Source organism: Thioclava sp. F28-4 (assembly GCF_002020045.1).
GTDB classification, from domain to species: Bacteria; Pseudomonadota; Alphaproteobacteria; order Rhodobacterales; family Rhodobacteraceae; genus Thioclava; species Thioclava sediminum.
Genome location: NZ_MPZQ01000003.1, coordinates 37,225 through 63,693, shown reverse-complemented (window position 1 = coordinate 63,693; position 26,469 = coordinate 37,225). Strand labels below are relative to the sequence as shown.

Here is a 26,469-nt window from a genome sequence, read left to right as displayed (position 1 = left end):
AATCACGCCCGGCGGACCCCTCCGCCGGGCGCTACCCCCTTAGTTCACCCCGTTGAAATCAGAGGCGTCGAGCATGTGACGGCCCGCGATGTCGATCTCGAAATCGGCATCCAGATCGTCGTCGACATTGCCCGCGACAATCGTGTGCTCGCCGTCGTCGCGCATCTCGTAGGAGACCCGCAGCTCGCCCGCGGCGCTAAAATCGCCCGCCGCGAACAGGACGAAGGATTGCGAACCGGCCGCGCCCTGATCGGCGTCGATCCCGCTCATGTCGATCTTGTCGCCCGGTGCGAAACCGTTGATCCGGTCGCCATCGGCATCGGCCGCCGAGGTGAACACGAAAGTGTCGTGACCGCCCCCGCCATCCATCACGTTGACCGCGCTGTTGGCGATGATCGTGTCGTCGCCGCTGCCGGTGATGACATTCTCGAAGCTGTAGATCTGATCCGCAGTCTCGCCGATCATCACCTGACCGTGGCCGTTCGTGCCGTGGCCCAGATCGACCTCGACCGAGGCCTGGATCGCGGCGTAGTCGAGCGTATCCGAGCCCTCCCCGCCCCAGTAGCTGTCGGCCCCGTCGTCTTCGGTCGCGATCACGGTGTCGTCGCCGTCATCGGCAAAGACCATGTCGCGGCCTTTGCCAGCCTCGATCACGTCGTCGCCCTCGCCGCCGAAGAGACGATCCGCGCCGCCGTCACCGAAGATCATGTCGTCGCCCTCGTTGCCGAGCGCATTATCCGCGCCGCCGCCTGCGAAAATGACGTCATTGCCCTCCATGCCGATGAAGGTCTCGGCAGTGTCGTCGCCGACCAGCACCAGCCCGTCGGGCATCGCGCTGTCGGAGCCGTCATCGCTGCCGCTATCCGAGCCGTCCGGGTTCGTATTGTCCGGACGCGCGCCGTGGCGTGCATCGACAAGCACGTCCTGCGACCGCGTTCCGCCGACCAGCACGTTATCGCCGCCGCCACCGTGGAAGACGATACGGTGATCGGATTCGAGTTGCGAGATGTCCACGACATCGTCGCCTTCATCGCCGTTCACCGTAATCGTCGAGTAGTTCAGGCTGGTGCCGGTGAAGTCGCCGACGATTTCGACATTGTCACCGCGCCACCCGCCGGTATTGCCGCCGTCGAGCCCGCCATTGCCGTTATCGGCGGTCACGTCGAGCGTGTTGATCGTGATCTCCTCGATATTGGCGAGCTCGGCGATCACCTCGCCATCGCGGGTGATGACGATTTCGGCGGCCGCGTTCTGCACCGTGATATTGGCCGCCATCGCAGCCGCGACAGTGTAGATCACGAAGTTCTCGCGGGTGTTGTTGCCGGTGACAACGAAGCGATCGCCCGCCGCACCATTGGCTCCACCATCCACGAAATCACGCCCGTCAGGCCGTTCCGGCTGGTTGCGACGCGGATTGGTCACGTTCCAGACGATGGTGTCGTCGCCATCCCCGCCGGTAATCGTGTCATTGCCTTCGCGACCGTAGATCGTGGTGTCATTGGTCGCGCCGGTCAGGTTGATCACCTCGTCCGTCGCATCGCCGGTGACGATATCGAAGGTCTCGGTGACCTGTGTACCAGACGCGTCGGTGGCGCGGATCGTAGCGGTGAGCGCCTCGTTGTCGCCAAGCCCGCCCTGAATGCGCACCTGATCGTCATTGAAGCCGCCAAGCCGCACCTCCGGCGAGCCGGAAAGCAGCTCGTAGGTCGCCTGACCGCCGAAGGGCACATCCGCGCTCAGCCGGGCGATGGTGCCGCCGCCACTGCTGCCGGTCGCGTTCCACATTATGTCCGACATCGGATCGGGATTGAGCGAAATCGTCTCGCCATTCGCGAACTCGGCCCATTCGACGCCGACGAGGATATCCACCCCATCGGTCGCGACCGGGTTGCCCTGATTGTCGGTGCCGCTGCGCAGATCGGTGATCTTCACCGCCTGCTGGCCGTTCATCGAGATCAGCTCAATCCGGTAGTCCTCGCGGTTGCCGGTGTAGAGCGCGGTGTCGGTGCCCTCCGTCCCTGTATCGCCGAGGATGTGGCCCAGCGAGCCGTCCGAGAACTGAACGCGGGTGTCGCCGGTGCCGTACCAGTCTTCGATGAAGCCGGTCACGGTCACGCTCTGGTCGTGGCGGTTGTCGCCGATCCAGTAGAGGTTCGAGTCCACGATCACGCTGTCGCCGAAGATGAAATCGGCCTGCCCCGTAGTCTCGTCGCCGCCATCGCCCAAGCCGGTCAGCCGGTCGTCCCCGCCGCCGCCTACGAGATAGTTGTTCATCCCGTTCGAGCCGATGCCGTTCTCGTCCGCGCCGGTCAGGTCGTCGTTATATTGCGAGCCGACAAGGCCTTCGAGGAAGGCATACTGGTCCATCAGCACCGAGCCGGTGCCTGCGTTGTTCGAGGTCTGCAGGTTCGCGACCACGTTGATATAGGCGTCCTCGTAGGAGCCGATATCCATGTCGCCCTCGGTGCCGTCTCCGTTGAACTCGATCACCGGGTTGAGCTGCGCGGGGCTGTCGCCGTTGAGACGGTCGCCATCATTCGCGGTCGGGCCGAGGCCCCCTTCGAGCAGGTCGTTGCCCGAGCCGCCGTTGATGTTGTCGTCGCCCACGCCGCCGACCATCCAGTCGGAGCCGTTGCCGCCGAACATCTCATCGACGCTGTCGCCACCATCCATGTAGTCGTTGCCGTCACCGCCCATCATCAGGTCGGTGTCGCCCTCGCCATAGAGCCGGTCATCGCCATCGTCGCCGAAGACCTCGTCGATGCCGTCGCCGCCATGGACCTCGTCATCGCCCGCGTTGCCGTGGGACGTGTCGAGCACACCGGGCCCGGCAAAGATCGTGTCGTTGCCGGGCCCGCCGAGGATGAAATCGTCATTCTCGTAATCGGTGATGTAGTCGTCGCCGTCGCCGCCATAGATATGGTCGTTGCCCTGCGCACCCTCGATGCGGTCATTGCCTTCGTCGCCATAGAGCACGTCATCACCCAAGGCCCCCACGATGAAGTCGTCGCCCGAGAGGCCGATCACGGTGATATGGCCGTCATTGGCCGGACCGCCGGGGATGCTCTCGGTGAGTTGGACATTGTCGAAGAGCGTGTATTGGCCGGTGCCGTCGGTTTCGACCACGATGCTCAGGCCCAGACCCGCGAGATCGGCGGGCACGGCATCGGTGCTCAGGGTCACCATGTCCCAGGCGTCGTCCGTGGTGACGTCGTCGTCATCGAGCGGCGGCGCGAAAACGGCGCTGGCCAACACGGTGCCGTCCGAGGCCACCAGTTTGACCGTGCCGCCGGTCGCGACATAGCCGATCTTGTCGCCCACCTTGAGCGTCAGGGTGTAGACATTTCCCTCGACGAGCTCCGTGCCGGTGTCGGCCGTCATCGATGCATTGCGACCGAGCTGGGCGACCTGCGTTCCTTCGGGCAGGAAGGGCACCGCAGCTTCGGTGGGCGCCCAGGTGCCGCCGGTGCCGTTGAGGGTCCAGCCCTCGATCGCCCCATTGAGATAGGTGCCGCGCGCATTGGTCGGGGCTCCTGCCGCGACGAGATCCTGCGCCTCGAAGCCACCATTTGCGAGCGCGACGTCGCGCACCTCGTCGGGCAGCTGCTCCAGCGTCGCGTTGAAATAGTCGTTGTCGCCATAGGCGTCATCGACCCCCAGCAGACCGTCGCGCGCATTGTCGTGGTAGTCGCCGCTCGAGGTCGTCCCGTCGAGCACATAGGTGGCCGAGGGCGTCGCGAAGGCGTCCGGAATATGCTCCAGCCCAGTAGTGCGCATGATCAGATGGGCGAATTGCTCGCCGATGATCTGGTCGCCCAGATGGTGGCCGACCGGCATCCGGTAGAGGTAGTAGAAGCGGTCGCCATCCTGCAGGCGCTGGGTGAAGTCCAGCATGATGAAGCTGAAGGTGGTGCCCAGCGGGCCGTCGAACATCGCCTGTTCGGCCAGACCGCCGACCCAAAGGTCGATATCCCAGAAGCCCTGATCGCCCTGCCCGCCCGAGAGCGACCAGCCCACACCCGGCGTGTAGGTCGGCTCTCCCGAACCGCGCATGAACATCAGCGCTTCGTCATGCCGCGGATCGGACGCATCGGCTGCGGCATCGAGGATCGCCTGCGCCGCCGCGCGGATTTCGTAAAGCTCGCCCGTGCCCGCTTGATAGGCGTCGCGCGCGGCTTGCAGCCCGAAGGTGCCGTCCTCGTCCCTCCCATAGGCGGCGATGAAGTTCACCAGCGATTCCGGTGTGCGCAGATGCGCCCCGAAATCTTCCCAGCTGTGATAGGGCGCGATGCCCGAGCCATTGGTATTGTTCGACGTGTTCTGGGTCAGCCCGTCGAAGACTTCCATGCGCAGCTCGTTCAGCGTCGGCAGACCGACATCGCGACCGCGTGCGATATTCAGCGCGGGCAGATCGAGCGGCACACCCACCAGCGACTGTTGCAGCGCGGCAGTGACGAATTCGTCCATCTCGTTGCCCTGCTGGGTCAGCAGACCCGCCGCAATCCCGGACGCGCCATAGACGTCGAACTGATCGGGATTGAGGAAGACGTCGAACAACCCCTTCTCGACATAGGTCGGCACGTAGCCCGGCTCGCCCGGATTGACGCCCGCCTCGTCGGTCACCGCGATCTGGACGGTCTCGCGCAGTTGCGAGTGGCCCAGACGGAACACGGCCTGCGCGAATTCGAGGCTGATATTGAGGTTGATATCGGCCGAGTAGGACACGAATTCCGGCAGCGCCGGGTAGAGCGTGCCCATGTATTGGTCGACCGCGATATGGTTATATTCGCTCTCGGTGATGATGCGCGCAGCCTGATAGACGCGCTCGCCATCCCAGGTGAGGCTGTCGACGATGGCCTGCACAGCCGCGTCGTCGGTCAGATCGGTCCCGGCCCAGCTGTCGAAGGTGATCTGGTCGATATCCACCGCCAGCCAGCCCTCATTCGCCGCATCCGTGCCGTTCAGCCCGTCGATATCGCCGCTTGTGATCGCATCGCGGACCGCCGACATCATGACGTTTTGCGCCTGAATGTTGTGCTCTTCGTGGAAGACGTGGTGCACCGAGGTCAGCGTGATGTTCTCGTTCACACGGCCATCGCCAGAGACCTTGTGACGGGCCAGAAGCGCGTCATCGTAGGTGAAGGCGCCCGCATTCGGGTCCGACGCCGGGTCGAGCTCATTGCCCTGGAAATCGGCGCCCGGCGCGGCGCCATGCGCGATATCCAGAAGGATCGCCTGATTGGTGGTGCGCACCTCGCCGATATCGGCCGCGGCGCATTTGCCTTCCATCGCGTCCTGCAGGGTCCAGCGCACGAAGGGGTCATAGCCCGCAGCTGCCACATCGGCGAAGGAGGTGTAGGTCATGCCCCCGATCTCGATCCCGGTCGTGGTGGCAATCGCTTCGAGGTCGGCGATGCTCTGATCCGAGCGGAACAGGAAATCGCTCTGCGGCGTGAAGTTCATCCGGCCGATCGCATCTGCGTTGATCCACGGGCAATCGAGCACATCCGTGTCGACCAGTTCGATCCCGATACGAGCCGCATTGACCTTCATGTCGGCCCAGGTCGCCAGCTCGTCCTTGCCCGTGACCTCCGTCCCATCGGGTGCGACTGCCGCCCCCGTCGAGACGTCGAGTTCCACCAGATTGCCATTCGCATCCGGGCGATGGACGATCCCGTCCTCGGCCCCGGTGATCAGCTTGCCGGTGAGGACGCCATTGGCATCGTATTGGCGCAGCAGCACGTTGACCGCTTCATGCGAGCCGTAGGTCTGGCTCTGGTCGATCATCAGGCCGGTATTGTTGTTGTAGAGCGGCGTGACGCCCGGCAGCAGGTTGCCGTTCTCGTCGAAATCCGTATCGGGGTTCGACAGTTTCGCGCGGCTCAACATCATCATGTTCGAGACGCCCGGGATATAGGCCGGGTTCGTCGCGATCATCTCGGGAACGTTCGGCGTGGTCGCCGCATCCACGTAATCCGGGTTCGGCGCATACATCGGATCAATGTAGAGCGGATCGTTCGGGCTCAGCGGGATCATCACCACGCCGCCGGTCTTCTGGATGAAGTCCAGCCCGTGATCGAAGAACTGACCGAAGGCCACGAACCATTCGTTATAGGTGACACCCCCGAGGATGCCGGGGTTCGGCATGAAGGCGGTGGTGATGTCGCCCACGACGGAGTTCGACACGTCCACGGCCGAGCCGCCCAGATTATTCATCGCGGCCACGGCGGCCGGGTTGTAGTTCGGATCGGTCATGTCGACATTCGAGCTGGTGATCAGCTGCGAGATCAGGCGCGGGGTGGAATCCACCACGACCGAGCTGTTGAGAATGTCGAGCGTCGAACCGTCCGTGCCGAACTGGTATTCGGCCTGCGCATCCGACATCGCCACCATCATCGACATCGCGTCGACAGTGGGCGTGTAATCGGGATCGCCGGGCATGTTCCCTGCCCCATCCGCCACGAACATCGAGGGCGACATCGACATCGGGTTGTCGACCAACACCTGCTTGGAGGTCGCGACATAATCGGGATCGTCGGGAAGACGGCCCTCGCTGTCGGGCAACACCAGCGTCACCCACATCTTCTGCACGGTCGCATAAGAGGTGCCGTATTCCGGCTCGGTCGGGTGATTGGTGGTGAACATGCGCAGGAACTCGGTATCGGCCTGTCCCCAATCGGGATGCACATTGCCGCCGGTCCAGACGATCGTGCCATCCGCGCCGACGGTATAGCCGCCCGCGAGGTTGTTGTTATAGCCCGACACTTCGCGCACCCCGTTCGGGTCGAGCGCGCTCGTCAGTCGGGAATAATCGTTCAGGATATTTGCTTGTTGCAGCAGATAGTCGAGATCGGCTCCGGCCAGTTTGATCGTCATGTCAGCCCCCTAAGACCAAATCGGGCCGCATCGCGGTCCCGTGTCACACCCATCGCCGGTGCTTGGCTCATCAGGAGGCTGTGCGAGACGGCACTTACCCCTGTGCCACGTCTCGCGCCGTCACCCCCCACAAGCACGGCGCTTTTCCTGCCTTCCATCAGGCCAGCAAATCGAGGGGACGAAAATTGTCTTAGGTCGAACGAGATTCTCCCCTATGGTCGGGAACGCTCCTCGCCAAAGGACGCAAGGGACTATGGGACAAAGGTCTAAGAGCGATGCGACCAAGGTCGGGGGTTTGGGGACCCCGGACCCGGTGCAGACGGTGCGAAATCCGCTGCGCTGGTTTCTGGGGTTTTCGCTGTCGCTGCAGTTTCTCGTGGGGCTTGGGCTGGTGCTGAGCCTCCTGCTCGCCTCCCTCGCCTACTGGATCAACAACCGTGCGACGACGCGGCTGCTCGATGCCTCTGCCGACACCGCCGCCTTCTACATGCAAAACCTCTTGCAGCCGCATGTGCAGGCTCTGGGCCAATCGGAGGCCCTGCTCCCGGAGGATTTCGCAGCCCTGGATGCGCTGGCGGAGGGGTTTCGCAAACAGGGCAATTTCCTCGCCATCAAGATCTGGAGCCGCGAAGGCAAGCTGGTCTTCGCACCCGAGACCGGGCATGGGCACGTCCTGCCCGACGACGAGATTTTCGAGGCGCTCAAGGGGAAGGTCTTCGGGCGCTTTCCCGATCTGGAAGACGCCGCCCATGATGCCGAACGCGCGCTGGGCGTGCAGCTCTATGAGATCTACGCCCCGCTGCGCGATATCGAGACCGGCGCTATTCTGGCGGTGGGCGAATTCTATCAGAATGCCGATGTGGTCCGGGGCGCGCTGCTGACCTCAGCCAAGACGACGTGGCTCTTCGTCGGGCCGGTGGCGATCATCGTCTTCACCATGCTGTTCCTGATCGTGCGGCGCGGCAGCCTGACGATCGAGCGTCAGACCGTCGAGCTCCGCCGTCAGTTCTCCGAGCGCGAGCGTCTGCTGCTCGGCAATTCGCAATTGCACCGCTCGATCGCCGAGGCCGCGCAGAATGCGTCGAATATCGACGAGCGCGCGAAACGCCGCATCGGGGCGGACCTTCATGATGGGGCGTGCCAGCTTCTGTCCTATCTGGTGCTGGAGATCGACCGGCTGGAGCATATGATTCGTTCCCCCGGTGCGACCGATGAGCCGAAAGCGGCCGGGATTGTCGCGGAAATCAAGAAAGTCGCGCGCAAGACGATGGAGGAAATCCGTGCCATCTCGGGCGGATTGGTCGCGCCGCAATTCGACGCCGCGCCGACGCTTGCCGCGCTGATCGAAACGCTCGCCACGGACCATGGCCGACGCACCGGGGCGCAGGTCACACTCGCGCTTGCGCCGGGCGCGCCGGAGCTGACCGAGACGACGCGGCGCACCTTGGGTCGGATCGTGCAGGAGGCCTTGGCCAATGCTGCGCGTCACGCGCCCGGATCGAGCCAGAAAATTGAAACCTATCAAGAAGATGGCTCATTCGTCCTGCGTATCTCCGACAGTGGCCCGGCCCCCGGCTACACCATCGAGCAAGAGCGCGAATACCGCGAGGGCGGGCTTGGCTTGCCGGGGATGCAATTCCGGGCGCAATCGCTTGGCGGCACGCTCGAATTCCGACGTCTTGAGCCGCAGGGCGCGGAGGTGGTTTGCCGCATTCCGCTCGCTCCAGACGCCCCCTGCAGGTGACGCGCACGTAATCCTAACGGTCTATAGCCATAGCCAGATGGGACTATTCTGTAAGCGTCTTTCTTTATTGTGTTTATTCAGGACACCTTCATTCTGTTGGTCAGGGGGAAGAAGGATTTCGCGGCATTCCGGACGGCACGGCCGTCGCGCGTTGGGGAACGCGGTCGCGGGATCGTTTAAGGGGTATTTCCATGTCTGATTTCGTGCCGACGACGGCTTGTATTATCGATGATCATCCAATTTTCCGGCAGGGGCTGTGTGCCGTTCTGCAAGACGCGCTCGGGATCGACGTGATCGATCAGGGCAGTTCTGCCATCGACGCGATCGAGCTTGCCCGAACGCGCAGGCCGGACGTCATGATCCTCGATCTCAGCATGCCCGGCGGCGGGCTGAACGCGCTGCGCAAAATCATTGATCATGACCCGTCCATGCAATGCATCCTGCTGACGGCCTGCGACGAGCCCGCAACCGCGATCGAAGCGATGAGCGCGGGCGCGAAGGGTTACATTCTCAAGGGCGTGGGCGTCTCGGAGTTGCAGGCCGCAATCGACGCGATCCTGCATGGCGGCACCTTTGTCTCGCCCAGCTTCGCGGCGGCGCTGCTGCAGGCGGCGCTCTCTGGGCAGGAGAAATCCGAGAGCGAGAACCTCACCCATCGCGAAATGCAGGTGCTGCGGGAGTTGGAACGCGGCAAGACCAACCGCGAAATCGCCACGCGCCTCGCGATCAGCGAGAAGACGGTGAAGTTCTACATGACGAATATCATGCAGAAATACGGGGTGAAGAACCGCCTGGAGGCCGTGATCGCCCATCGACAGGCGCATGAGCGCGCGCTCTCGTCGCGCCCCTATTGATCTGGCGGAGCGTTCTCGCTCCGCCAGAGGGTTTTCCGATTACAGCGCCGTCCAGCCGCCATCGACCGAGATCGTCGTCCCGGTGATCTGCGCAGCCGCATCCGAGCACAAGAACACGGCGGTGCCGCCGATCTGCTCCACCGTCGCGAATTCCTTCGAGGGCTGACGCGCGAGGATGACCTTCTCGATCACTTCTTCCTCGGTCATGTTGTATTCCTTCGCCGTGTCGGGGATCTGCGCCTCGACCAGCGGGGTCTTCACATAGCCCGGGCAGATCGCGTTGACGGTGATGTCTTCCTTCGCTGTCTCGAGTGCTGTGACCTTGGTCAGGCCCACGACGCCGTGCTTGGCCGAGACATAGGCCGATTTATAGGGCGAGGCGGTCAGGCCATGCGCGGAGGCGATGTTGACCACCCGGCCCCAGCCCGCCTTGCGCATCATCGGCAGCGCGACGGCGGTGGTGTGGAAAGCCGAGGTCAGCATGATCGCGATGATCGCATCCCATTTCTCGACCGGAAAGTCCTCGATCGGCGAGACGTGCTGGATGCCCGCGTTGTTCACGAGGATATCGCATTTGCCCGCCTGCTCGATCAGCGCGCGCGCCTCGGCGCCTTTCGACAGGTCGGCCTTGATGTAGCGTGCGGTGACGCCGAATTCCTTTGCGATATCGGCGGCGAGCTGGTGGTCCTCATCGCGATCGGTGAAGGAGTTGATGACGACATCGGCGCCGGCCCGCGCCAGTTCGCGCGCGACCCCGAGACCGATCCCGGAATTCGACCCGGTAATGACGGCGGTTTTTCCCTGAAGCGACATGTTCTCTCCTTCGGTGGCGATAAGTTACGGATTCGCCGGGATCATGCCGTGCCGCGCCTGCGAACGCCATGCTGCAAGCGCAATACCGCGTGATATCGCGGTGAGGACCTTGTTTTCATGGGGAATGACGTAAAAAAAGACGCCCGCGCTAGGGCGGGCGTCAAGTCATGAGGCAGGTTTCATACAGGCAAGAAACCTATCGAGCAGTGCATCCCTTATAAGCAATCCTGCGCCGCTCTCCAAGGGAAAAGTTTGCGCAGTTTCAAACGTCTCGCTAGCTTGGCGCCAATAAATGCAGGCAAGGCAGGGATTGTTAACATGACGAGATCGGTGTTTTTCCATTTACTCGGCGGGGCGCTTTTCGGGCTCGCCCCTGTATTTACAGGGATCGCTGCCGCGGAGCCACAACCTGCGATTGCAATGTATGGAGAGCCTGCACTTCCGGCCGGCTTTACCCACCTACCCTATGCCAATCCCGACGCGCCCAAGGGCGGCGAGATCAGATTTGGCGTGGCCGGCATGTTCGATTCGCTTAACCCGTGGATTCTGAACGGGCGCCCGGCGGAGGGAATCAGCCGCTATGTCGCCGAATCGCTGATGGGCCGCTCGATGGACGAGCCTTTCACGCTGTACGGGCTTCTCGCCGAATCGGTGGAGACCGACCCTGACCGCACCTGGGTGGAATTCACCCTGCGCCCCGAGGCCAAGTTCTCCGACGGCAATCCGGTGACGGTCGCGGATGTGATCTGGTCCTACGAGACGCTCGGGACAGAAGGTCATCCGCGCTACCAGAACGCCTGGTCGAAGGTCGAGAAGATCGAGAAGACCGGCGAGCGCAAGGTCCGCATCACCTTCAAACCCGAGGTGAAGGACCGCGAAATGGCGCTGATCATGGGGATGCGCCCGGTGCTGGAGAAAGCGCAGTGGGAGGGGCATAACTTCGCCTCCACCACCAATATGGCGCCGATCGGGTCCGGGCCCTATGTCGTGGGCCGCGTCGATCCCGGCAAATTCATCGAGCTCAAGCGCAACCCAGATTACTGGGGCAAGGATCTGGGCTTCAACAAGGGTCGAAACAATTTCGACACGATCCGCTACGACTACTTCGGCGATGGCGGGGTCGTGTTCGAGGCCTTCAAAGGCGGCGAGACCGACAGCTATACCGAATGGAACGCTGCCGACTGGGGCCGCAATTACAACTTCCCCGCTGTGCAATCGGGCGGCGTGGTGAAATCCGAGATCCCGAACGGGCGTCCCTCGGGTATCAAGGGGCTGGTCATGAACACCCGCAACCCGGTCTTCGCCGACTGGCGGGTGCGTCAGGCGATGATCGACGCGTTCAATTTCGAGTTCATCAACAAGACCATCAATGGCGGCGCGGAGCCGCGGATTTCCTCCTATTTCTCGAATTCCGAGCTTGGGATGGAGCACGGCCCCGCAGCGGACAAGGTCAAAGCCCTGCTGGAGCCTTTCGCCGATCAACTGCCGCCCGGTACGATCGACGGCTACAGCCTGCCCACCTCCGACGGCGGCGTGCGCAACCGCAAGAACATGCGCGCCGCGGCGAAGCTGCTGGAAGACGCGGGCTGGCAGGTCGATAGCGATGGCGTGCTCAAGAAGGACGGCAAGCCTTTCACCTTCGAGATCGTGCTTCAGCAAGGCGCGGCGGAGACCCAGAGCATCGTCGATATCTACATCGAGGCGCTCAAGAAGCTGGGCATCTTCCCGAAAGTGACCGTGATCGATGACGCGCAATATACGCAGCGCACCAATGCCTATGATTTCGACATGGCGTGGTACTGGCGCGCGCTGTCGCTGTCGCCTGGCAACGAGCAGAACCTTTATTGGGGTTCGAAAGGCGTGAAAGAGCCCGGCTCGCGCAATTGGATGGGCATGAACTCCCCCGCTGCCGAGGCGATGGTCAAGGCCATGCTCGATGCGAAAAGCCACGAGGATTTCGTCGCCGCGACCCATGCGCTCGACCGGGTGTTGACTGCAGGTCGCTATGTCATCCCGATCTGGTATGCCCCGGTTGACCGCATCGCCCATATCAAGCAGCTTCACTACCCTGAGAAGACCCCGCTATACGGGGCATGGCCGGGTTTCCAACCCGATGTCTGGTGGTATCAAGAGGCAGGACAATGAAGAAACTTATCCTTCTGGCAGCAGTCGCTGCGGCATTGGCAGGGTGCAACACGGTGGCCGGTGTGGGCGACGACATCTCTGGCGGTGCGCGCTCGGTGCAGGGCTGGTTCAGGTAACCTCCCGGATCTGATCACGATATGGAACCGCGCGAGGTATCTTTGCCTTGTGCCTTGCAAAGCCCCCCGGGCGTCCCTTTCTCAGAAATAGGGCCGCCCGTGAGACGAGCCGCGAAGAAAAGGATCAAAAGCGATGAAATGGCACCATATCGAGGAAAACTGGGCGGCATTTTACGAGGCGATCGTGGACAAGTGGCCCGAAGCCGACGAGGCCGAACTTGACGAGATCGACGGCGATCAGAAGGCCTTCATCCGGTATATCGCCGAGCTGACCGAACAGGAACCGGCCGACGCGCGCGACGAAATCCGCGACTGGATGCGGGGCGAATTGCCCTCCGACGTTGTCATGGACCCGACCCATGACGGTCATTCGATTGCGCTTTCGGCGAAATATGTCGGCGAGGGCGAAGACGAGTATGACGACGACGCCCGCTTCGGCGATGACGACGAAGAGTGAGCGTCGCGCGCATGACCTAGGTTGCAGGGGGCTCTGCCCCCGCGGCTACGCGCCCTTCGCTTGCGCTCCGGGCGTTCGGCGGGGCGTCCTTCCACTGGAAGTCCGCTCGTCCCGCCTCACCCCCCGGGATATTTTCGCCATGGCGAAGCCAGAGTGATGGCGGCGCGTTCGGGCTTGCTCGGGCGCGTGCTGCGTCCTAGCTAGGCTGCATGGATTCCGTTTACCGCACAGACCCGATCCCCGACCCGCCAAGCGCCTTCAACATGGCCGCACATGTTTTGGCGGCGGGGTCCGCGACGCCCGACAAGCTGGCGATGCAGATCGTGAAGCCCTCGGGCGCGCAGCGCTGGTCCTATGGGCGGCTGATCGCGGCGGTGCGCGGTGCGGGGACGCTTTTGCGCGACGCGGGGCTGGCGCCCGGCGACCGCGTGATGCTGCGGTTGGGCAATGGGCCGGAATTTCCCATCGCTTTCCTTGGCGCCATTGCCGCGGGGCTCGTGCCGGTGCCGACCTCGGCACAGTTGACCGAGGCCGAGATCACCAAGCTCGCCGCCGATCTCGATCCGGCGGCTGTCGTGGCGGGCGACGGGATCGCCCTTCCCGATCATGCGGCGCGCGTGATCCCCGCCGATAGTCTGCGCAAGGCCGAGGAAGCCGCGCCCTGCGAGTTCGCGATGGGCGATCCGAACCGCCTCGCCTACATGATCTTCACCTCCGGCACGGGCGGTTCCGCGCGCGCGGTGATGCATGCGCACCGTGCGATCTGGGCGCGGCAGATGATGTATCGCGGCTGGTATGGAATGGGGTCGGACGACCGTCTGATGCATGCGGGCGCCTTCAACTGGACCTACACGCTCGGGACCGGGCTGATGGACCCGTGGACCTTGGGCGCGACCGCGCTGATCCCGGCGGACGGGGTGGAGCCCCGCAGCCTGCCCCTGCTGCTCAAACGGTTCGACGCGACGATTTTCGCTGCCGCCCCCGGGGTCTACCGGCAAATCCTTAAACATCACGAGACGCTGTCGCTGCCGAAGCTGCGCCATGGGCTGAGCGCGGGCGAGGCACTGCCCGAGCCCACGCGCACGGCCTGGAACGCGGCGACGGGCACCAAGGTTTATGAGGCGCTCGGAATGTCCGAATGCTCGACCTTCATCTCGGGCAGTCCCGATCACCCCGCGCCGCCCGGCACCTGCGGCTATCCGCAGGCGGGCCGCCATGTCGCCGTGCTGGGCGAGGATGGACAACCGGTGCCGCGCGGCGAGCCGGGTCAGCTTGCGATCCATGCAAGCGATCCGGGGCTCTATCTGGGCTATTGGAACGCCCCCGAAGAGACGGCGGCGCGCCGGATCGGCCCGTGGTTCGTGACCGGCGACACGGTCGCAATGGGCGAAGACGGTGCGATCACCTATCTTGGGCGCGGCTATGATATGATGAATGCGGGCGGCTTCCGGGTCTCGCCGATCGAGGTCGAGGAGGTCATGCATGACTGCCCCGGCGCGGGCGATGTGGCCGCCGTCGAGATCGCGGTGAAGGCCGATGCCAGCGTCATCGCGCTTGCCTATACCGGCGAGGCGGAAGAAGACAGTTTGCGCGCCCATGCCGAGGCGCGGCTTGCGCGTTACAAGCAGCCCCGCCTTTACGCCCATATCGGCGCCCTGCCCCGCAACCGTAACGGCAAGGTGCTGCGATCCGAAATCCGCGCCATGCTGCAACAGGAGGTCACCTCATGATCACGCTCGATATTTTCGCCGATCCCGTTTGCCCGTGGTGCTTCATCGGCAAGGCGCGGCTGGACCGAGCCTTGGCGCAACGCCCGAACCACCCGTTCCAGCGCGCCTGGCAGCCGTTCGAGCTCAACCCGACGATGCCGCCCGAGGGCATGGGGCGCGCCGATTACCTGCAGGCGAAATTCGGTCAGGACGGGGCCGCGAAGATGCATGTGCAGCTCCTCGAGATCGCCGAGGCCGAGGGCTACGATTTCCACCCCGAGCGCGTCACGCATCAGCCCAATACCCGCAACGCCCACCGCCTGCTCCATTGGGCGGGGCTGGAAGAGCGTCAGGAGGATGTGATGGAGGGGCTGCTGGCCGCGCATTGGCGCGACGGGCGCAATATCGGCGACGCGACCGTACTGTGTGAGGTGGCGGAGGCCGCGAAGATGGATCCGCGACTGGTGGAGCGGCTGCTGGCTTCGGACGCCGATATCGACACGATCGTCGCGAAGGAAGCGCATGCGCGCGAGCGTGGGATCAACGCGGTGCCCTCGGTCGTTGTCGCGAACGCCCATCTGGTGAGCGGCGCGCAGCCGACCGAGCTATGGCTGAAGGTGATCGACGAGCTGTCCGGCGCACCCTCCGACGCGACCCAGCACTGACCGCTCTGTGCGGCGTCGCAGCCGCCGTCACTATCGCGTGAGCGCACAGGGGGCTGCGCGCCCGGCCCTCTGGCCAAATCGGCGCAGCTCCCTATGCTCGCGCTTCGAATAAATCCGACTTTCGGAAAGTCCCCCAGAATGTCCCAGATCTCTGACGCGCCCCGGGCGCGCACGCCTCTTTCGCTGCCCGAACTGACGGTCATGCTCGCCTCGCTGATCGCGACGGTCGCCTTCTCGATCGACGGGATGCTGCCGGCGCTGCCGGATATCGCGGCCGAGCTAAGCCCCGATGCGGTGAACCGCGCGCAGTTGGTGCTGACCTCCTTCGTGCTGGGCATGGGCGTGGGCACGCTGTTTGCCGGGCCGATCTCGGATGCGCTGGGGCGGCGCAAGACCATCGCGGGCGGGATTGCGATCTACATGGTCGGGGCGTTCGTCGCAGCCCATGCGCAAAGCCTCGAGGCGCTGCTGGCTGCGCGGGTGCTGCAGGGGATCGGCGCTTCTGGCCCGCGGATCACCGTGATGGCGCTGGTGCGCGACCTGTTTGCCGGGCGCGAAATGGCGAAGATCACCTCCTTCATCATGATGATCTTCATCCTCGTGCCCGCCGTGGCGCCGTCGATCGGCCAGCTCGTGATCGCGTTTGCGGGCTGGCGCGGCGTGTTCTGGGCCTTCATGGTCTTCGGCTGCGTCGGCGTGAGCTGGCTGCTGATCCGGCAACCCGAAACGCTCGCCCCCGAGGATCGCCGCCCGTTGAACGTGTCGAAGCTGCGCGCCGCGGCGCTGGAGGTGATCACCCATTCCGATGTGCGGCTCTATATCGTAACGATGACGCTGGGTTTCGGGCAGATGTTCGCGCTGCTGTCGACCGCGCAACAGCTTTATGCGGCGCATGGCGTGACCGACACCTTCCCGATGTGGTTCGCCATTGGCGCGCTGATGGCGGGCACCGCCACGATCTTCAATGCGCGCTACGTGATGCGGCTGGGAATGCGCAAGATCGTCAAGGGGACCTATATCTCTCAGGTGGCGATCTCGGCGGTCATGCTGGTGCTGGTGCTTAGCGGGCTGACCGACGGCGCGTCGGGCTTCCCGTTCATCTTCGTCTATTCGGTCTCGGTCTTCGCGATGGCGGGCCTGACCTTTGGGAACCTGAACGCGCTGGCGCTGGAGCATATGGGCCATATCGCCGGCATGGCGGCCTCGATCGTCGCCGCGATCTCGACGGTCGGCGCGGTGGTGATCGCAGCCCCCGTGGGGCTGTCCTTCAACGGCACGGCGCTGCCGATGGTGGTCGCGACGTTAATCTGTTCGAGCCTCGCCTGGTGGCTGATCCGCAAGACGCAGGAGACCGACTGACGGGGCTTTACGCACGGGGGCAAAGGGCGCATACCCGCGCATCTTTCCCCGATCCCGAGTCGCTCCCGATGTCCTCGCCCTATGCCCGTCCCGGGTTCTACGATGAGGCGCTCGCCAAGGGCCGCCACCGCGATATCGTGGGCGGGCGCTGGGACGAGACGGGCCGTGCGCAGATGGCGGCGCTCATGGATCACGGGTTGCGACCCGATCATGTACTTCTCGATATCGGCGCGGGCGCGTTGCGACTGGGCTGCAAGGCGGTGCCCTATCTGGAGCCGGGCCATTACTGGGGCACAGATGCCTCGCGCGCGCTGATGCTGGCGGGCTATGCGGCGGAGCTTGACGCCCGCGACCGGCTCGATCCTTTGCAACTGGTCGAGGATGCAGATTTCGGCTTCGCTGGTGTCACCGACACGGTCACCCATGCCATCGCGTTCGGCGTCTTTCCGCATCTGGAAAGCGACGCAATTGCACGCTGCTTCAACGGGTTGCGACGCTTTCCTCAACTGGAATGCGTGCTGCTCACGGTGTTCCTCGCGCCCGACGAGGCGACGAGCCACCGCCAGAAGGACGGCGTCGTCACCCATGCCGCCCGCGCGCCCTATCACCTCTCGGAGACCGCGCTCTACGCGATGGCGGACGCCTCAGGCTGGAGCCTCAGTCGCGACGACCGGATGCTGCCGCGCGGACAGGTGATGTTCCGCGCAGAGCCGCTCAGGCCTTCGCCTTCTTCGCCTCGATAACCTTCTCGGCCAGATCGCGGGCAATCGCGAAGGCGCCCTTGATCTTGTCCTTGTCGTTCTTCCAGTCGCGGCGAATGACCAGCTTGTTGTCCTTCACCTTGGCCAGTTCGCGCTGTGCGGTCAGGAATTCCACGAGGCCCTGCGGGTTCGGGAATTTGTCGTTGTGGAACTGGACCGTCGCGCCTTTCGGACCGGCATCGAGCTTGGCGATCATCGCGCGTTTGCACATCGCCTTGATCCGAACGACCAGCAGCAGCGTGTTCACCTCTTTCGGAAGCTCGCCAAAGCGATCGATCAGCTCGGCGGCAAAGCCTTCCAGCTCGACCTTGGTGGTCAGGCTCGACAGGCGGCGGTAGAGGCCGAGGCGGACGTCGAGATCGGGGATGTAGCTGTCGGGGATCATCACCGGCACGCCGAGATTGATCTGCGGCGACCAGTCGCCATCCGCCGTCTCGGTCAATTCGCCCGATTTCAGCTTCGAGATCGTCTCTTCCAGCATCGACTGATACAGTTCGTAGCCCACCTCGCGAATATGGCCCGACTGTTCCTCGCCCAGAAGGTTGCCCGCGCCGCGCAGGTCGAGGTCCTGCGAGGCAAGGTTGAACCCCGCCCCGAGACTGTCGAGCGACCCCAGCAGACGCAGCCGTTTCTGCGCCTGCGGCGTCAGCGGCATCCGCGGCTTCGTCGTCAGGTAGCAATAGGCCCGCGTCTTGGCGCGGCCCACACGGCCCCGGATCTGGTAAAGCTGGCTCAGGCCGAACATATCGGCGCGGTGGATCACCATCGTGTTCGCGGTCGGAATATCGAGGCCGCTTTCGACAATCGTGGTCGCCAGCAACACGTCGTATTTGCCGTCATAGAAGGCGTTCATTCGGTCGTCCAACTCGCCCGCGGCCATCTGGCCGTGCGCCACGAGATATTTCACCTCCGGCACGTGGGTTTGCAGAAATTCCTCGATTTCGGGAAGATCGGAAATCCGCGGCACGACATAGAAGCTCTGCCCGCCCCGGTAATGCTCGCGCAGCAGCGCCTCGCGCACGGTGACGGTGTCGAATTCCGAGACATAGGTGCGGATCGCGAGCCGGTCGACGGGCGGCGTGCCGATGATCGACAGATCGCGCACCCCGGTCAGCGAGAGTTGCAGCGTGCGCGGGATCGGCGTCGCGGTCAGCGTGAGCACGTGGATTTCCGAGCGCATCTCTTTCAGGCGCTCTTTGTGCTGCACGCCGAAATGCTGTTCCTCGTCGATGACCAGCAAGCCGAGATTGGCGAATTTCACCGATTTCGCCAGAACCGCATGGGTGCCGATCACGATATCGACCGTGCCATCGCGCAGCCCCTCGCGGGTTTTTGTGGCCTCCTTGGCGGAGACGAAGCGGCTGAGCGGTTTGACGTTCAACGCGGTACCGCGGAAGCGTTCGGCGAAGGTCTTGTAATGCTGGCGCGCAAGCAGCGTCGTCGGCGCAATCACCGCGACCTGCATGCCAGATTGCGCGGCGACGAAGGCCGCGCGCATCGCGACCTCGGTTTTGCCGAAGCCCACATCGCCCACGACGAGACGGTCCATCGGCGTGCCCGATTTCAGATCGTCCACGACATCCTCGATCGCGCTCATCTGATCGTCGGTCTCGGTATAGGGGAAGCGCGCGGCGAAACTTTCCCACTCGTGATGCGGCGCCTCCAGAATGGGGGCGTTGCGCAGGTGGCGCTCGGCCGCGATCCGCATCAACTTGTCGGCGATCTGGCGGATGCGTTCCTTCAGCTTGGCCTTCTTGGCCTGCCATGCGCCTCCGCCGAGCTTGTCGAGCAAGCCCTCCTCATGGCCATAACGGCTAAGCAGTTCGATATTCTCGACCGGCAGATAGAGGCGATCCCCGCCCGCATATTCCAAGAGCACGCATTCATGCGGCGCGCCAAGCGCCGTGACCGTCTCCAGACCCTTGTAGCGCCCGACCCCGTGATCGACATGGACGACCAGATCGCCGGGCGACAGGGTCGTGTGTTCGGTCAGGAAATTCTCGGCCTTGCGCTTGCGCCGCGGCTTCGAGACGAGCCGTTCACCCAGCACGTCTTGCTCGGAGATCACGGTCATCTCGCCGCCGTCACGCGGGGCCTCGAACCCCTCGTCGAGCGGCCAGACCGTGAGGTTCACCCCGGGCCCGATCTCGCGCGCAGAGTCGATCAGCTTGGCACCGATCAGCCCTTCATCTTCCATCAATCCGCGCAGACGTTCGCGCGCGCCCTCGGACCACGAGGCGATCACCACGGGCCCATCGGCCAAGCGCGCCTGAACATGATCTTTCAAGGCGCTGAACAGGCTGACATTTTCTACTTTGCGCTCGGGCGCGAAATTGCGCCCCACGCGCCCGCCGGCATTCAGGATACCGGGACCGGGCGGCGCCGGGATCACCTGCAGACGCAGCACGCGAAGCGGTTTCAACACCGCCTCCCAACCCTCTGGGTTCAAGTACAAAAGCTGCGGCGGGGCGGGTTTGTAGACAGAGTCCAGCCGGTCGCGCCGGGTCATCGCCTCGCGCCGCGTGTCATACTGATCCGCAATCCCGTCCCAGCGGCTTTCCTGCTGCGCGGCGATCTGATCGTCGAGCATCACCGACGCGTTGGGCAGATAGTCGAAGATGGTCTCGAGCTTTTCATGGAAGAAGCCCAGCCAATGCTCCATCCCCGCCTGTTTGCGCCCTGCCGAGACGGCCTCGTAAAGCGGATCTTCCGCACCGCCCGAGCCGAACTCGATCCGGTAATTCTGCCGAAAGCGGGTGATTGCGGCCTCGTCGAGAATGACTTCGGAGACCGGCGCGAGCTCCACTCCTTTCAGCTTCTCGGTCGTGCGCTGGCTCACCGGATCGAAGCGGCGCGCGTCGTCGAGCACATCGCCGAACAGGTCGAGCCGCACCGGCCCGCCCTCGCCGGGCGGGAAGATGTCGATGATGCCGCCGCGGATCGCGTAATCGCCGGGCTCGGAGACGGTCGAGGCCTGCGAAAAGCCCATCCGCACGAGGAATTCGCGCAACGCCTGCTCGTTGATCCGCTTGCCGACCTGCGCGGTGAAGCTCGCACCCGCCAGCACCTCGCGCGCGGGCACGCGCTGCATCGCAGCCGAGAGCGTCGTCAGCAGAACGAACGGCCCGGGCATGCCCGAGGCCAGCGCGGCCAACGTCGCCATGCGCGTGGCCGAGATATCGGCATTGGGCGAGACCCGGTCATAGGGCAGACAATCCCAGGCCGGGAAGTCGAGTACCGTCGCCTCGGGCGCAAAGAACGCAAGTGCCCCGCGCATGGCCGCCAGACGGCGATCGTCGCGCGCGACATGGATGACCGATTTGCCCTTGGCGAGCTCTTTGGCTAGCAAGGCGGCGTCGAACCCTTCCGGGGCGCCCGAGAGAAGAAAATGCTCCATAGCCAAGCGAGGTATCGGCCCTGCCGCCGGTGTCAAGTTGCTTCGCGCGTCAAACTAGCATCGAGGCGAGAAGGTTCTGATACATTCCCCAAAGTGCGCTCACGATGATCGCCACCACGCCGATCGCCTGCACGTTCACCCGGTGGCGCGAGAGCGCCTTGATCGCAAGCGTCGGATCATGCGCCAGAGCTGGGTCCGCGTCGAGTTTGTGCGCCAGTCGCAGGCTCAGCCCGAACACCCCCATCATCGGCACCAGCAGCAGCGCGAATGCCTGCGCCGTCTCCGAGCCATAGATGAAACCGGTGATCAGCAGGAAGCTCAGCATGAACGGGATGGTGATCGACATCGAGACGCCCGCATCGCGCCGGATCCGGTTCAGCCTGCGGGCGCTCAGCGCCGTCATCGCGGCGAGATCCTCGGCCGCCTCGCCGCCCTTCCGGCGCGCGCGGATCACCATGTCCCACGGCACGCCCAGCACCCAATGCGAGGCCGAGGACCAGACTGCGGCCAGCGCGATCCAGTACCACAAGTTGGAAAAGCTGCGCAGGTCGATCAGCCGCGCGATCGTGTCGAAAACTTCCAAGCCCCTCGCCCTCGTTCTTCCGGGTCGTCGTGTCGCGGCCCCTCTCGTCGAGACATAGACCAGCCTCGGCCCGAGCGGAACCCCGCGCGGATCGGCCGCGCTTGCCTGTGGCAGCGATCCGTGGCACCCCTTTGGCCGAGCCAGAGGAGCCTGCCGATGAACCCGATCCTTCCGCCCTTCCCGCATACCCGTCTGCGCCGGATGCGCCGCACTGCAGCGTTGCGCGATCTCGCGCAGGAACACCGGTTGAGCGTGAAGGACATGATCTGGCCGATCTTCATTACCGACGTGCCGGGTGCGGATGTCGAGGTGCCCTCGATGCCGGGCGTCGTGCGTCGCACGCTTGAGGGCGCGGTGCGCGCCGCCGAAGAGGCCGCGAAGCTCGGCATCCCGGCGATCTGCCTCTTTCCCTATACCGATCCGGCTGTGAAAACCGAAGCCTGCGAAGAGGCCTGGAACCCCGAGAACATCACCAACCGGGTGATCCGCGCGATCAAGGCGGAGGTGCCGGAGATCGCGATCATGACCGATATCGCGCTCGATCCCTACAATGCCAACGGCCATGACGGGCTGGTGCGCGACGGGGTTATCCTCAACGACGAAACCGTTGAATGTCTTGTCAAAATGGGGATCGCGCAGGCCGAGGCCGGGGCGGATATCCTCGGGCCCTCGGACATGATGGACGGGCGGATCACGGCACTGCGCTCGGCGCTCGAGGCCGCAGGCCATGCTGATGTGACGATCCTCAGCTACGCCGCGAAATATGCCTCCGGTTTCTACGGGCCGTTCCGCGATGCGGTGGGCGCTACCGGCGCGCTCAAGGGCGACAAGAAGACCTATCAGATGAACCCCGGCAATTCCGACGAGGCGATCCGGCTGGTTGCGCGCGATCTCTCCGAGGGCGCGGATATGGTGATGGTGAAGCCGGGGATGCCCTATCTCGACATCTGCCACCGCGTGAAGGAACAATTCGGCGTGCCGACCTATGCCTATCAGGTGTCGGGTGAATACGCGATGATCATGGCGGCGGTGAATAACCGCTGGCTCGACCACGAGAAGGTCATGCTCGAAAGCCTGATGAGCTTCCGCCGCGCGGGCTGCGACGGCGTGCTCACCTACTTCGCGCCGGAGGCCGCGAAACTGCTCGGTAACGGCTGAGCAGGGTCTTGCCACTTCGGCGTGAATTGGCTCAAGAAGAAGTGACAAAGCGGGTTCCCTCGTCTATTAATTGTGCCAAGCGGTCGTAATAAGACCATTCAGCCCGGCGCGAGATCGGGCATATCGAGCGGAGCGACAGACATGACGAAACTTTCCAGACGGACCCTTCTGGCGATGGGCGGTGCGGGGCTTGGCCTTGCGGCCTGCGGCAACGGCGTGGGCAGTGCGGGCAGCGCCAAGCTGGACGCGCGGGTCGATGCGACCCGGAACTACCTTCTGACGAAATACCCCGGCACCCGCGATCTCGAGAACAAGTCGGTCGGCGTGCTCTGGATGCCTCTGATGACCGAAGCGGGTTTCGGCATCGGTGGCGCATTCGGGCGCGGCGCGCTGCGGATCAACAACGTGACCGTGGATTACTACTCGGCAGCGGCGGCGAGCTTCGGTCTGCAGATCGGCGCGCAGCAATATGCCCATGCCCTGTTCTTCATGACGCCCGAGGCGCTTGCCGGCTTCCGCCGCGGCGATGGCTGGCAGCTCGGCGCGGATGCGCGGTATGCGGTGCCGGATCAGGGCGGCGCGATTTCGGCCTCCACCCTGACCTCGACCGCGCCGATCATCGCGCTTGTCTTCGGCCAGGCCGGTCTGATGGCGGGCGCGACGCTCGCGGGCACGAAATACACCCGTATTATTCCGTAAGATCAGCCGCTTCGGCGGCTCTCTTCACCCAAGACATGAAGAAAGCCCCGCAGATCGCTGATCTTGCGGGGCTTTTTTTCCGGCATCCTTAAGGATCAACCGCCAAGGATGATCCGCACATAATTCCGGGTCTCGCGATAGGGCGGAATGCCGTTATGTTTCGCGACGGCCTCCGGTCCCGCATTGTAAGCCGCAAGCGCCAGCCGCCAGCTTCCGAACCGGTTATACATCATCTTCAGGTAGCGCGCGCCGCCTTCGAGGTTCTGCGCCGGATCGCGCGGGTTCACGCCGAGTTTGCGTGCGGTAGCGGGCATCAACTGCGCCAGCCCCATCGCGCCCTTGTGCGAGCGCGCCTGCGGGTTCCAACCGCTCTCCTGCTGCACGAGGCGCAGGAACAGATCGGTCGGGATGCCATGGCGCGAGGCCACCGATTTCGCGGTGCTCATATATTGGCCGCGGTACTTGCCGTTGTAGCGCGGCACGTTCTCGACACTGGCGGTCTGGGTCAGCTTACCCTTGGGCGTCAGCCGCGAGGAATGCTCGTATTGCTGCGCGGCGCGGGTATCGAGAATGTTGGTCTGGTTTCGGAACAGCATCGCGCGGGATTTCGAAGAACTCCCCTGAAGCCGCAGCCCCTCTGCCTGGGCGCTCATTGGGCCCGCCATCACCGCTGCCGCGGCAATCGCCGCCAGCCCGAGAATTCCGATCGTTCTACGCATCGGCCCCCACCACTCACTGTCCACGTATTCTGGGGCAAACTATAGAGAAATCAGCGAAAAGTTAAAGCAAAACGCCAATCGCCTCGGCAACGTCCCGCCGATAAGCTGCCGTTGCGTCAGATTGCGTGCGCCTGTTGCTTTTTCGCATCGGCCTTGATCGGGCCGTGAAACAGCTCCTCCACGAAGATCGAAACGAGCTGAGAGCGGCCCGAAACGCCTGCCTTGCGATAGACGGAATTGAGGTGGGATTTCACCGTGGCCTCGCTCGAGCCGCGAAAGGAGGCGGTCTCCGAGACCGAGAACCCCTTGATCGTGAACCCCGCGACATCGGCCTCTGCCGGGGTCAGCCCCCATTGGTCGAACTGCGCGCTCATCATCTCGGCCATTGCGCCTTGCGCGGCGCCGATCGTGCGGTCCGCGCGGGCCTGACGTCGCAACAGCGCCCAAAGCACCGCCGCCTCCACGACGATCCCCGCGATCAGGCCGAGATTGGCGAAAAGCTCCATGTTGAGATGCAGGGAGAGACGCCCGGCCTCGCGGAAGTCGTCGAACACGTCGGCCACGAAAAGCGATGTGCAGGCGGCTTGGAACAGGATGAGGGCGACCAATGCGCCCTCTTTCGTCCAGATCGAGACTCGCTCACGCGAAACCGCCATCGGCGCTTACCCTCTGTTGCCGCGGAACACCTTCTTACCGGTGATCATCGCGCGCGCAAGGTTCACGCGCAACCGGCGGCTTTCGAAGACGACGGCAGCGATATGGGCGGCGATCGAGACTTCGGCCCAGTTGACGGCGAGTTCATGCACTTCCTGAGGCCATTTCACGCCCCAATAGGCGTCAGTGGTCATCAACCACCCCGATCCCGCGATGACGAGAAGCGTGATCAAAAGGTTGTAAATCATCAGCGCCCCGAGCGGCGAATGGCCCAGATGCGCGTGCCGCCTTCCCGTGGCCATATCGCGCAGCTGCGTCAGCGCGCCTGTGGGCGATGGCGGGAAATCCTTGAAGCGCGCGTGGCGGGTGCCGAACAGCCCCCAGAGGATGCGCGCGGTCACGAGCCCTGCGACCGTGTAGCCGATCCAGTGGTGCAGATCGTGCTTCGGCGAGGTGAAGAACGCATTCGCGGTGAAGAGGCCCGCAATGGACCAGTGGAACACCCGGATGAACGGGTCCCATACGCTATGCGCACCGACGGGCGGCGGTTCTGCGTGAGACGTCTCCTGCGACGGAAGATCGGTAAAGCTCGCGTCTTCGATGGCCATGATCGGGCCCTCCTGCTGCTTCTGGAAAGACTGGCGTGAGGAAGACGGGCCGGATCATACCGGCCCGTCGAAAAGGCGCTGACGATTAGTTGTCGCCCGAGCGCTTCACCTGCTTGAGGTTGGAATCGAAGTAGAGTTGGGCGCGCTTGCCGTCCTTCATCGCGTAGACTTCGATATAGCCGTCTTCCATTTCCATCCGGCGCACGTCGTAGCCCTGATTTTTCAGCTCGGCGGAAAGCTTCTGCTCTTTCGCCGGGGCCACGGCGCCTTCGCCACCTTCTGCGAGAGCGGGGAGAGTGGAGGCTGCGGCAATCGTGGCGCTCGCGGCGATCAGCATCAGGTATTTCATGGGGTATCTCCTCATGGGATGTGGGGTTGCTCGACCGGATCGGGTGGGGTTCGTCCCCGTGTGCCGTCCGGCTCGTTCAGACCTGTGGCAAACCCACGGCCCCATCTATCGGCACAAGGTTGGAAATCCGGGGCCGAAATCGCTCTCAAACCAAAGATGCACGCGGGATTTCGCCGCTTTCCGTCACGGTTGAGCGAACCTTCGCCCCTAGGCTCTCGCGGGGCTCTGCTCTATACCCTTTGGGACCAATTCTAGAATCGCGAGGCGGAGGCAATATGGCAGGCAGCGTCAACAAGGTCATTCTGATCGGCAATCTGGGCCGAGACCCGGAGGTGCGGACCTTCTCGAACGGCGGCAAGGTGTGCAACCTGCGCATCGCCACGTCCGAGAACTGGCGCGACCGCAATACCGGCGAGCGCAAGGAGCGCACCGAATGGCATTCGGTCGCGATCTTCTCGGAGCCGCTGGCGAAAGTGGCCGAGCAATATCTGCGCAAGGGTTCGAAGGTCTATATCGAGGGCCAGCTGGAAACCCGCAAATGGCAGGACCAGAACGGTCAGGACCGCTACTCGACCGAGGTCGTGCTGCGCCCCTATCGCTCGGAACTGACCATGCTCGACGGTCCTGGCGGCTCGGGCGGCGGTCAAGGTGGCGGTGGCGGTGGCTACGGCGGCCCGTCCTCGGGTGGCGGCGGCTACGATGATGGCGGCGGCTATGGCGGCCCGTCCTCGGGCGGCTCCGGTGGCGGCGGCGGTGGCCGCTCGGATTTCGACGACGAAATCCCGTTCTGAGTTTCAAACAAG

Annotated in this window: 20 protein-coding genes; 12 read left to right on the top strand and 8 right to left on the bottom strand. The window is 63.9% G+C overall.

Annotated elements, in window-relative coordinates:
• Nucleotides 1-39 precede the first annotated feature (39 nt).
• Nucleotides 40-6,876, bottom strand: coding sequence for a peroxidase family protein (locus BMI87_RS07975; protein ID WP_078520659.1), 6,837 nt, complete (start codon nucleotides 6,874-6,876; stop codon nucleotides 40-42).
• 253 nt (nucleotides 6,877-7,129) lie between these two features.
• On the opposite strand from BMI87_RS07975, the gene BMI87_RS07970 reads away from it, so the two are divergent.
• Nucleotides 7,130-8,620, top strand: coding sequence for a sensor histidine kinase (locus BMI87_RS07970; RefSeq protein ID WP_168175176.1), 1,491 nt, complete (start codon nucleotides 7,130-7,132; stop codon nucleotides 8,618-8,620).
• Between the two features lie 191 nt (nucleotides 8,621-8,811).
• Entirely contained in the window at nucleotides 8,812-9,474 is a 663-nt protein-coding gene (locus tag BMI87_RS07965; protein ID WP_078520657.1) for a response regulator transcription factor, read from the top strand.
• 39 nt (nucleotides 9,475-9,513) lie between these two features.
• Here the strand turns inward: BMI87_RS07965 and BMI87_RS07960 are convergent, their stop codons facing one another.
• A complete protein-coding gene (locus BMI87_RS07960; protein WP_078520656.1) occupies nucleotides 9,514-10,287 on the bottom strand; it encodes a 3-hydroxybutyrate dehydrogenase in 774 nt (257 codons plus the stop codon).
• Between the two features lie 318 nt (nucleotides 10,288-10,605).
• On the opposite strand from BMI87_RS07960, the gene BMI87_RS07955 reads away from it, so the two are divergent.
• From BMI87_RS07955 to BMI87_RS07930, 7 genes are all read left to right on the top strand, one after another.
• The gene (locus BMI87_RS07955) at nucleotides 10,606-12,432 is read left to right on the top strand and encodes an extracellular solute-binding protein (RefSeq protein WP_078520655.1); all 1,827 of its coding nucleotides are present in this window, start codon (nucleotides 10,606-10,608) and stop codon (nucleotides 12,430-12,432) included.
• On the top strand, nucleotides 12,429-12,548 hold the full coding sequence (locus tag BMI87_RS23010) for a lipoprotein (protein WP_338113616.1): 120 nt from the start codon (nucleotides 12,429-12,431) through the stop codon (nucleotides 12,546-12,548). The genes BMI87_RS07955 and BMI87_RS23010 overlap by 4 nt, the downstream gene beginning before the upstream one ends.
• Before the next feature lie 133 nt (nucleotides 12,549-12,681).
• Nucleotides 12,682-13,005 (top strand): hypothetical protein, encoded by a 324-nt coding sequence (locus BMI87_RS07950; protein ID WP_078520654.1) that lies wholly within the window; start codon nucleotides 12,682-12,684, stop codon nucleotides 13,003-13,005.
• Nucleotides 13,006-13,214: 209 nt separating this feature from the next.
• Entirely contained in the window at nucleotides 13,215-14,735 is a 1,521-nt protein-coding gene (locus tag BMI87_RS07945) for a class I adenylate-forming enzyme family protein (RefSeq protein WP_078520653.1), read from the top strand.
• Nucleotides 14,732-15,379, top strand: a complete 648-nt coding sequence (locus BMI87_RS07940) for a DsbA family protein (RefSeq protein ID WP_078520652.1) — start codon at nucleotides 14,732-14,734, stop codon at nucleotides 15,377-15,379. Before BMI87_RS07945 ends, BMI87_RS07940 begins: the two co-directional genes overlap by 4 nt.
• 138 nt (nucleotides 15,380-15,517) lie before the next feature.
• Nucleotides 15,518-16,738 (top strand): multidrug effflux MFS transporter, encoded by a 1,221-nt coding sequence (locus BMI87_RS07935; protein ID WP_168175175.1) that lies wholly within the window; start codon nucleotides 15,518-15,520, stop codon nucleotides 16,736-16,738.
• Complete coding sequence (locus BMI87_RS07930; RefSeq protein ID WP_246832667.1) at nucleotides 16,705-17,481, top strand: class I SAM-dependent methyltransferase; 777 nt, start codon at nucleotides 16,705-16,707, stop codon at nucleotides 17,479-17,481. Before BMI87_RS07935 ends, BMI87_RS07930 begins: the two co-directional genes overlap by 34 nt.
• Here the strand turns inward: BMI87_RS07930 and mfd are convergent.
• Together mfd and BMI87_RS07920 are read right to left on the bottom strand one after the other, a co-directional pair.
• Nucleotides 17,453-20,896: a transcription-repair coupling factor gene (mfd, locus tag BMI87_RS07925; RefSeq protein WP_078520650.1), complete on the bottom strand. Its 3,444-nt coding sequence runs from the start codon at nucleotides 20,894-20,896 to the stop codon at nucleotides 17,453-17,455. The genes BMI87_RS07930 and mfd overlap by 29 nt on opposite strands.
• A 49-nt stretch (nucleotides 20,897-20,945) precedes the next feature.
• Nucleotides 20,946-21,479 carry a hypothetical protein gene (locus BMI87_RS07920; RefSeq protein WP_078520649.1) on the bottom strand — a complete coding sequence of 178 codons (534 nt, stop codon included), beginning with the start codon at nucleotides 21,477-21,479 and terminating at the stop codon, nucleotides 20,946-20,948.
• Between the two features lie 156 nt (nucleotides 21,480-21,635).
• Here BMI87_RS07920 and hemB point away from each other — a divergent pair, with 156 nt between their 5' ends.
• Nucleotides 21,636-22,637: a porphobilinogen synthase gene (hemB, locus tag BMI87_RS07915; protein WP_078520648.1), complete on the top strand. Its 1,002-nt coding sequence runs from the start codon at nucleotides 21,636-21,638 to the stop codon at nucleotides 22,635-22,637.
• Nucleotides 22,638-22,778: 141 nt separating this feature from the next.
• Nucleotides 22,779-23,336, top strand: coding sequence for a YSC84-related protein (locus tag BMI87_RS07910; RefSeq protein ID WP_078520647.1), 558 nt, complete (start codon nucleotides 22,779-22,781; stop codon nucleotides 23,334-23,336).
• Nucleotides 23,337-23,431: 95 nt separating this feature from the next.
• On the opposite strand, the gene BMI87_RS07905 is transcribed toward BMI87_RS07910, so the two are convergent.
• The 4 genes from BMI87_RS07905 to BMI87_RS07890 form a co-directional block, all read right to left on the bottom strand.
• Nucleotides 23,432-24,055, bottom strand: a complete 624-nt coding sequence (locus tag BMI87_RS07905; protein ID WP_078520646.1) for a lytic transglycosylase domain-containing protein — start codon at nucleotides 24,053-24,055, stop codon at nucleotides 23,432-23,434.
• Nucleotides 24,056-24,171: 116 nt separating this feature from the next.
• Nucleotides 24,172-24,711 carry a helix-turn-helix transcriptional regulator gene (locus BMI87_RS07900; RefSeq protein WP_078520645.1) on the bottom strand — a complete coding sequence of 180 codons (540 nt, stop codon included), beginning with the start codon at nucleotides 24,709-24,711 and terminating at the stop codon, nucleotides 24,172-24,174.
• Nucleotides 24,712-24,717: 6 nt separating this feature from the next.
• Entirely contained in the window at nucleotides 24,718-25,317 is a 600-nt protein-coding gene (locus tag BMI87_RS07895; RefSeq protein ID WP_078520644.1) for a cytochrome b/b6 domain-containing protein, read from the bottom strand.
• 85 nt (nucleotides 25,318-25,402) lie between these two features.
• A complete protein-coding gene (locus tag BMI87_RS07890) occupies nucleotides 25,403-25,666 on the bottom strand; it encodes a PepSY domain-containing protein (RefSeq protein ID WP_158522159.1) in 264 nt (87 codons plus the stop codon).
• 275 nt (nucleotides 25,667-25,941) lie between these two features.
• Between BMI87_RS07890 and ssb the strand changes: the two genes are divergently transcribed.
• Complete coding sequence (gene ssb, locus BMI87_RS07885) at nucleotides 25,942-26,457, top strand: single-stranded DNA-binding protein (RefSeq protein WP_078520642.1); 516 nt, start codon at nucleotides 25,942-25,944, stop codon at nucleotides 26,455-26,457.
• Nucleotides 26,458-26,469 lie beyond the last annotated feature (12 nt).

What these genes read in the sequence shown, in the direction of transcription:
- BMI87_RS07905 (WP_078520646.1), bottom strand. Translation starts at nt 24,055, where the DNA reads ATGCGTAGAACGATCGGAATTCTCGGGCTGGCGGCGATTGCCGCGGCA.
- BMI87_RS07895 (WP_078520644.1), bottom strand. Translation starts at nt 25,317, where the DNA reads ATGGCCATCGAAGACGCGAGCTTTACCGATCTTCCGTCGCAGGAGACG.
- BMI87_RS07960 (WP_078520656.1), bottom strand. Translation starts at nt 10,287, where the DNA reads ATGTCGCTTCAGGGAAAAACCGCCGTCATTACCGGGTCGAATTCCGGG.
- BMI87_RS07965 (WP_078520657.1), top strand. Translation starts at nt 8,812, where the DNA reads ATGTCTGATTTCGTGCCGACGACGGCTTGTATTATCGATGATCATCCA.
- BMI87_RS07970 (WP_168175176.1), top strand. Translation starts at nt 7,130, where the DNA reads ATGGGACAAAGGTCTAAGAGCGATGCGACCAAGGTCGGGGGTTTGGGG.
- BMI87_RS07945 (WP_078520653.1), top strand. Translation starts at nt 13,215, where the DNA reads ATGGATTCCGTTTACCGCACAGACCCGATCCCCGACCCGCCAAGCGCC.
- BMI87_RS23010 (WP_338113616.1), top strand. Translation starts at nt 12,429, where the DNA reads ATGAAGAAACTTATCCTTCTGGCAGCAGTCGCTGCGGCATTGGCAGGG.
- BMI87_RS07890 (WP_158522159.1), bottom strand. Translation starts at nt 25,666, where the DNA reads ATGAAATACCTGATGCTGATCGCCGCGAGCGCCACGATTGCCGCAGCC.
- BMI87_RS07935 (WP_168175175.1), top strand. Translation starts at nt 15,518, where the DNA reads ATGTCCCAGATCTCTGACGCGCCCCGGGCGCGCACGCCTCTTTCGCTG.
- BMI87_RS07955 (WP_078520655.1), top strand. Translation starts at nt 10,606, where the DNA reads ATGACGAGATCGGTGTTTTTCCATTTACTCGGCGGGGCGCTTTTCGGG.
- mfd (WP_078520650.1), bottom strand. Translation starts at nt 20,896, where the DNA reads ATGGAGCATTTTCTTCTCTCGGGCGCCCCGGAAGGGTTCGACGCCGCC.
- hemB (WP_078520648.1), top strand. Translation starts at nt 21,636, where the DNA reads ATGAACCCGATCCTTCCGCCCTTCCCGCATACCCGTCTGCGCCGGATG.
- BMI87_RS07910 (WP_078520647.1), top strand. Translation starts at nt 22,779, where the DNA reads ATGACGAAACTTTCCAGACGGACCCTTCTGGCGATGGGCGGTGCGGGG.
- BMI87_RS07950 (WP_078520654.1), top strand. Translation starts at nt 12,682, where the DNA reads ATGAAATGGCACCATATCGAGGAAAACTGGGCGGCATTTTACGAGGCG.
- BMI87_RS07940 (WP_078520652.1), top strand. Translation starts at nt 14,732, where the DNA reads ATGATCACGCTCGATATTTTCGCCGATCCCGTTTGCCCGTGGTGCTTC.
- ssb (WP_078520642.1), top strand. Translation starts at nt 25,942, where the DNA reads ATGGCAGGCAGCGTCAACAAGGTCATTCTGATCGGCAATCTGGGCCGA.
- BMI87_RS07900 (WP_078520645.1), bottom strand. Translation starts at nt 24,711, where the DNA reads ATGGCGGTTTCGCGTGAGCGAGTCTCGATCTGGACGAAAGAGGGCGCA.
- BMI87_RS07975 (WP_078520659.1), bottom strand. Translation starts at nt 6,876, where the DNA reads ATGACGATCAAACTGGCCGGAGCCGATCTCGACTATCTGCTGCAACAA.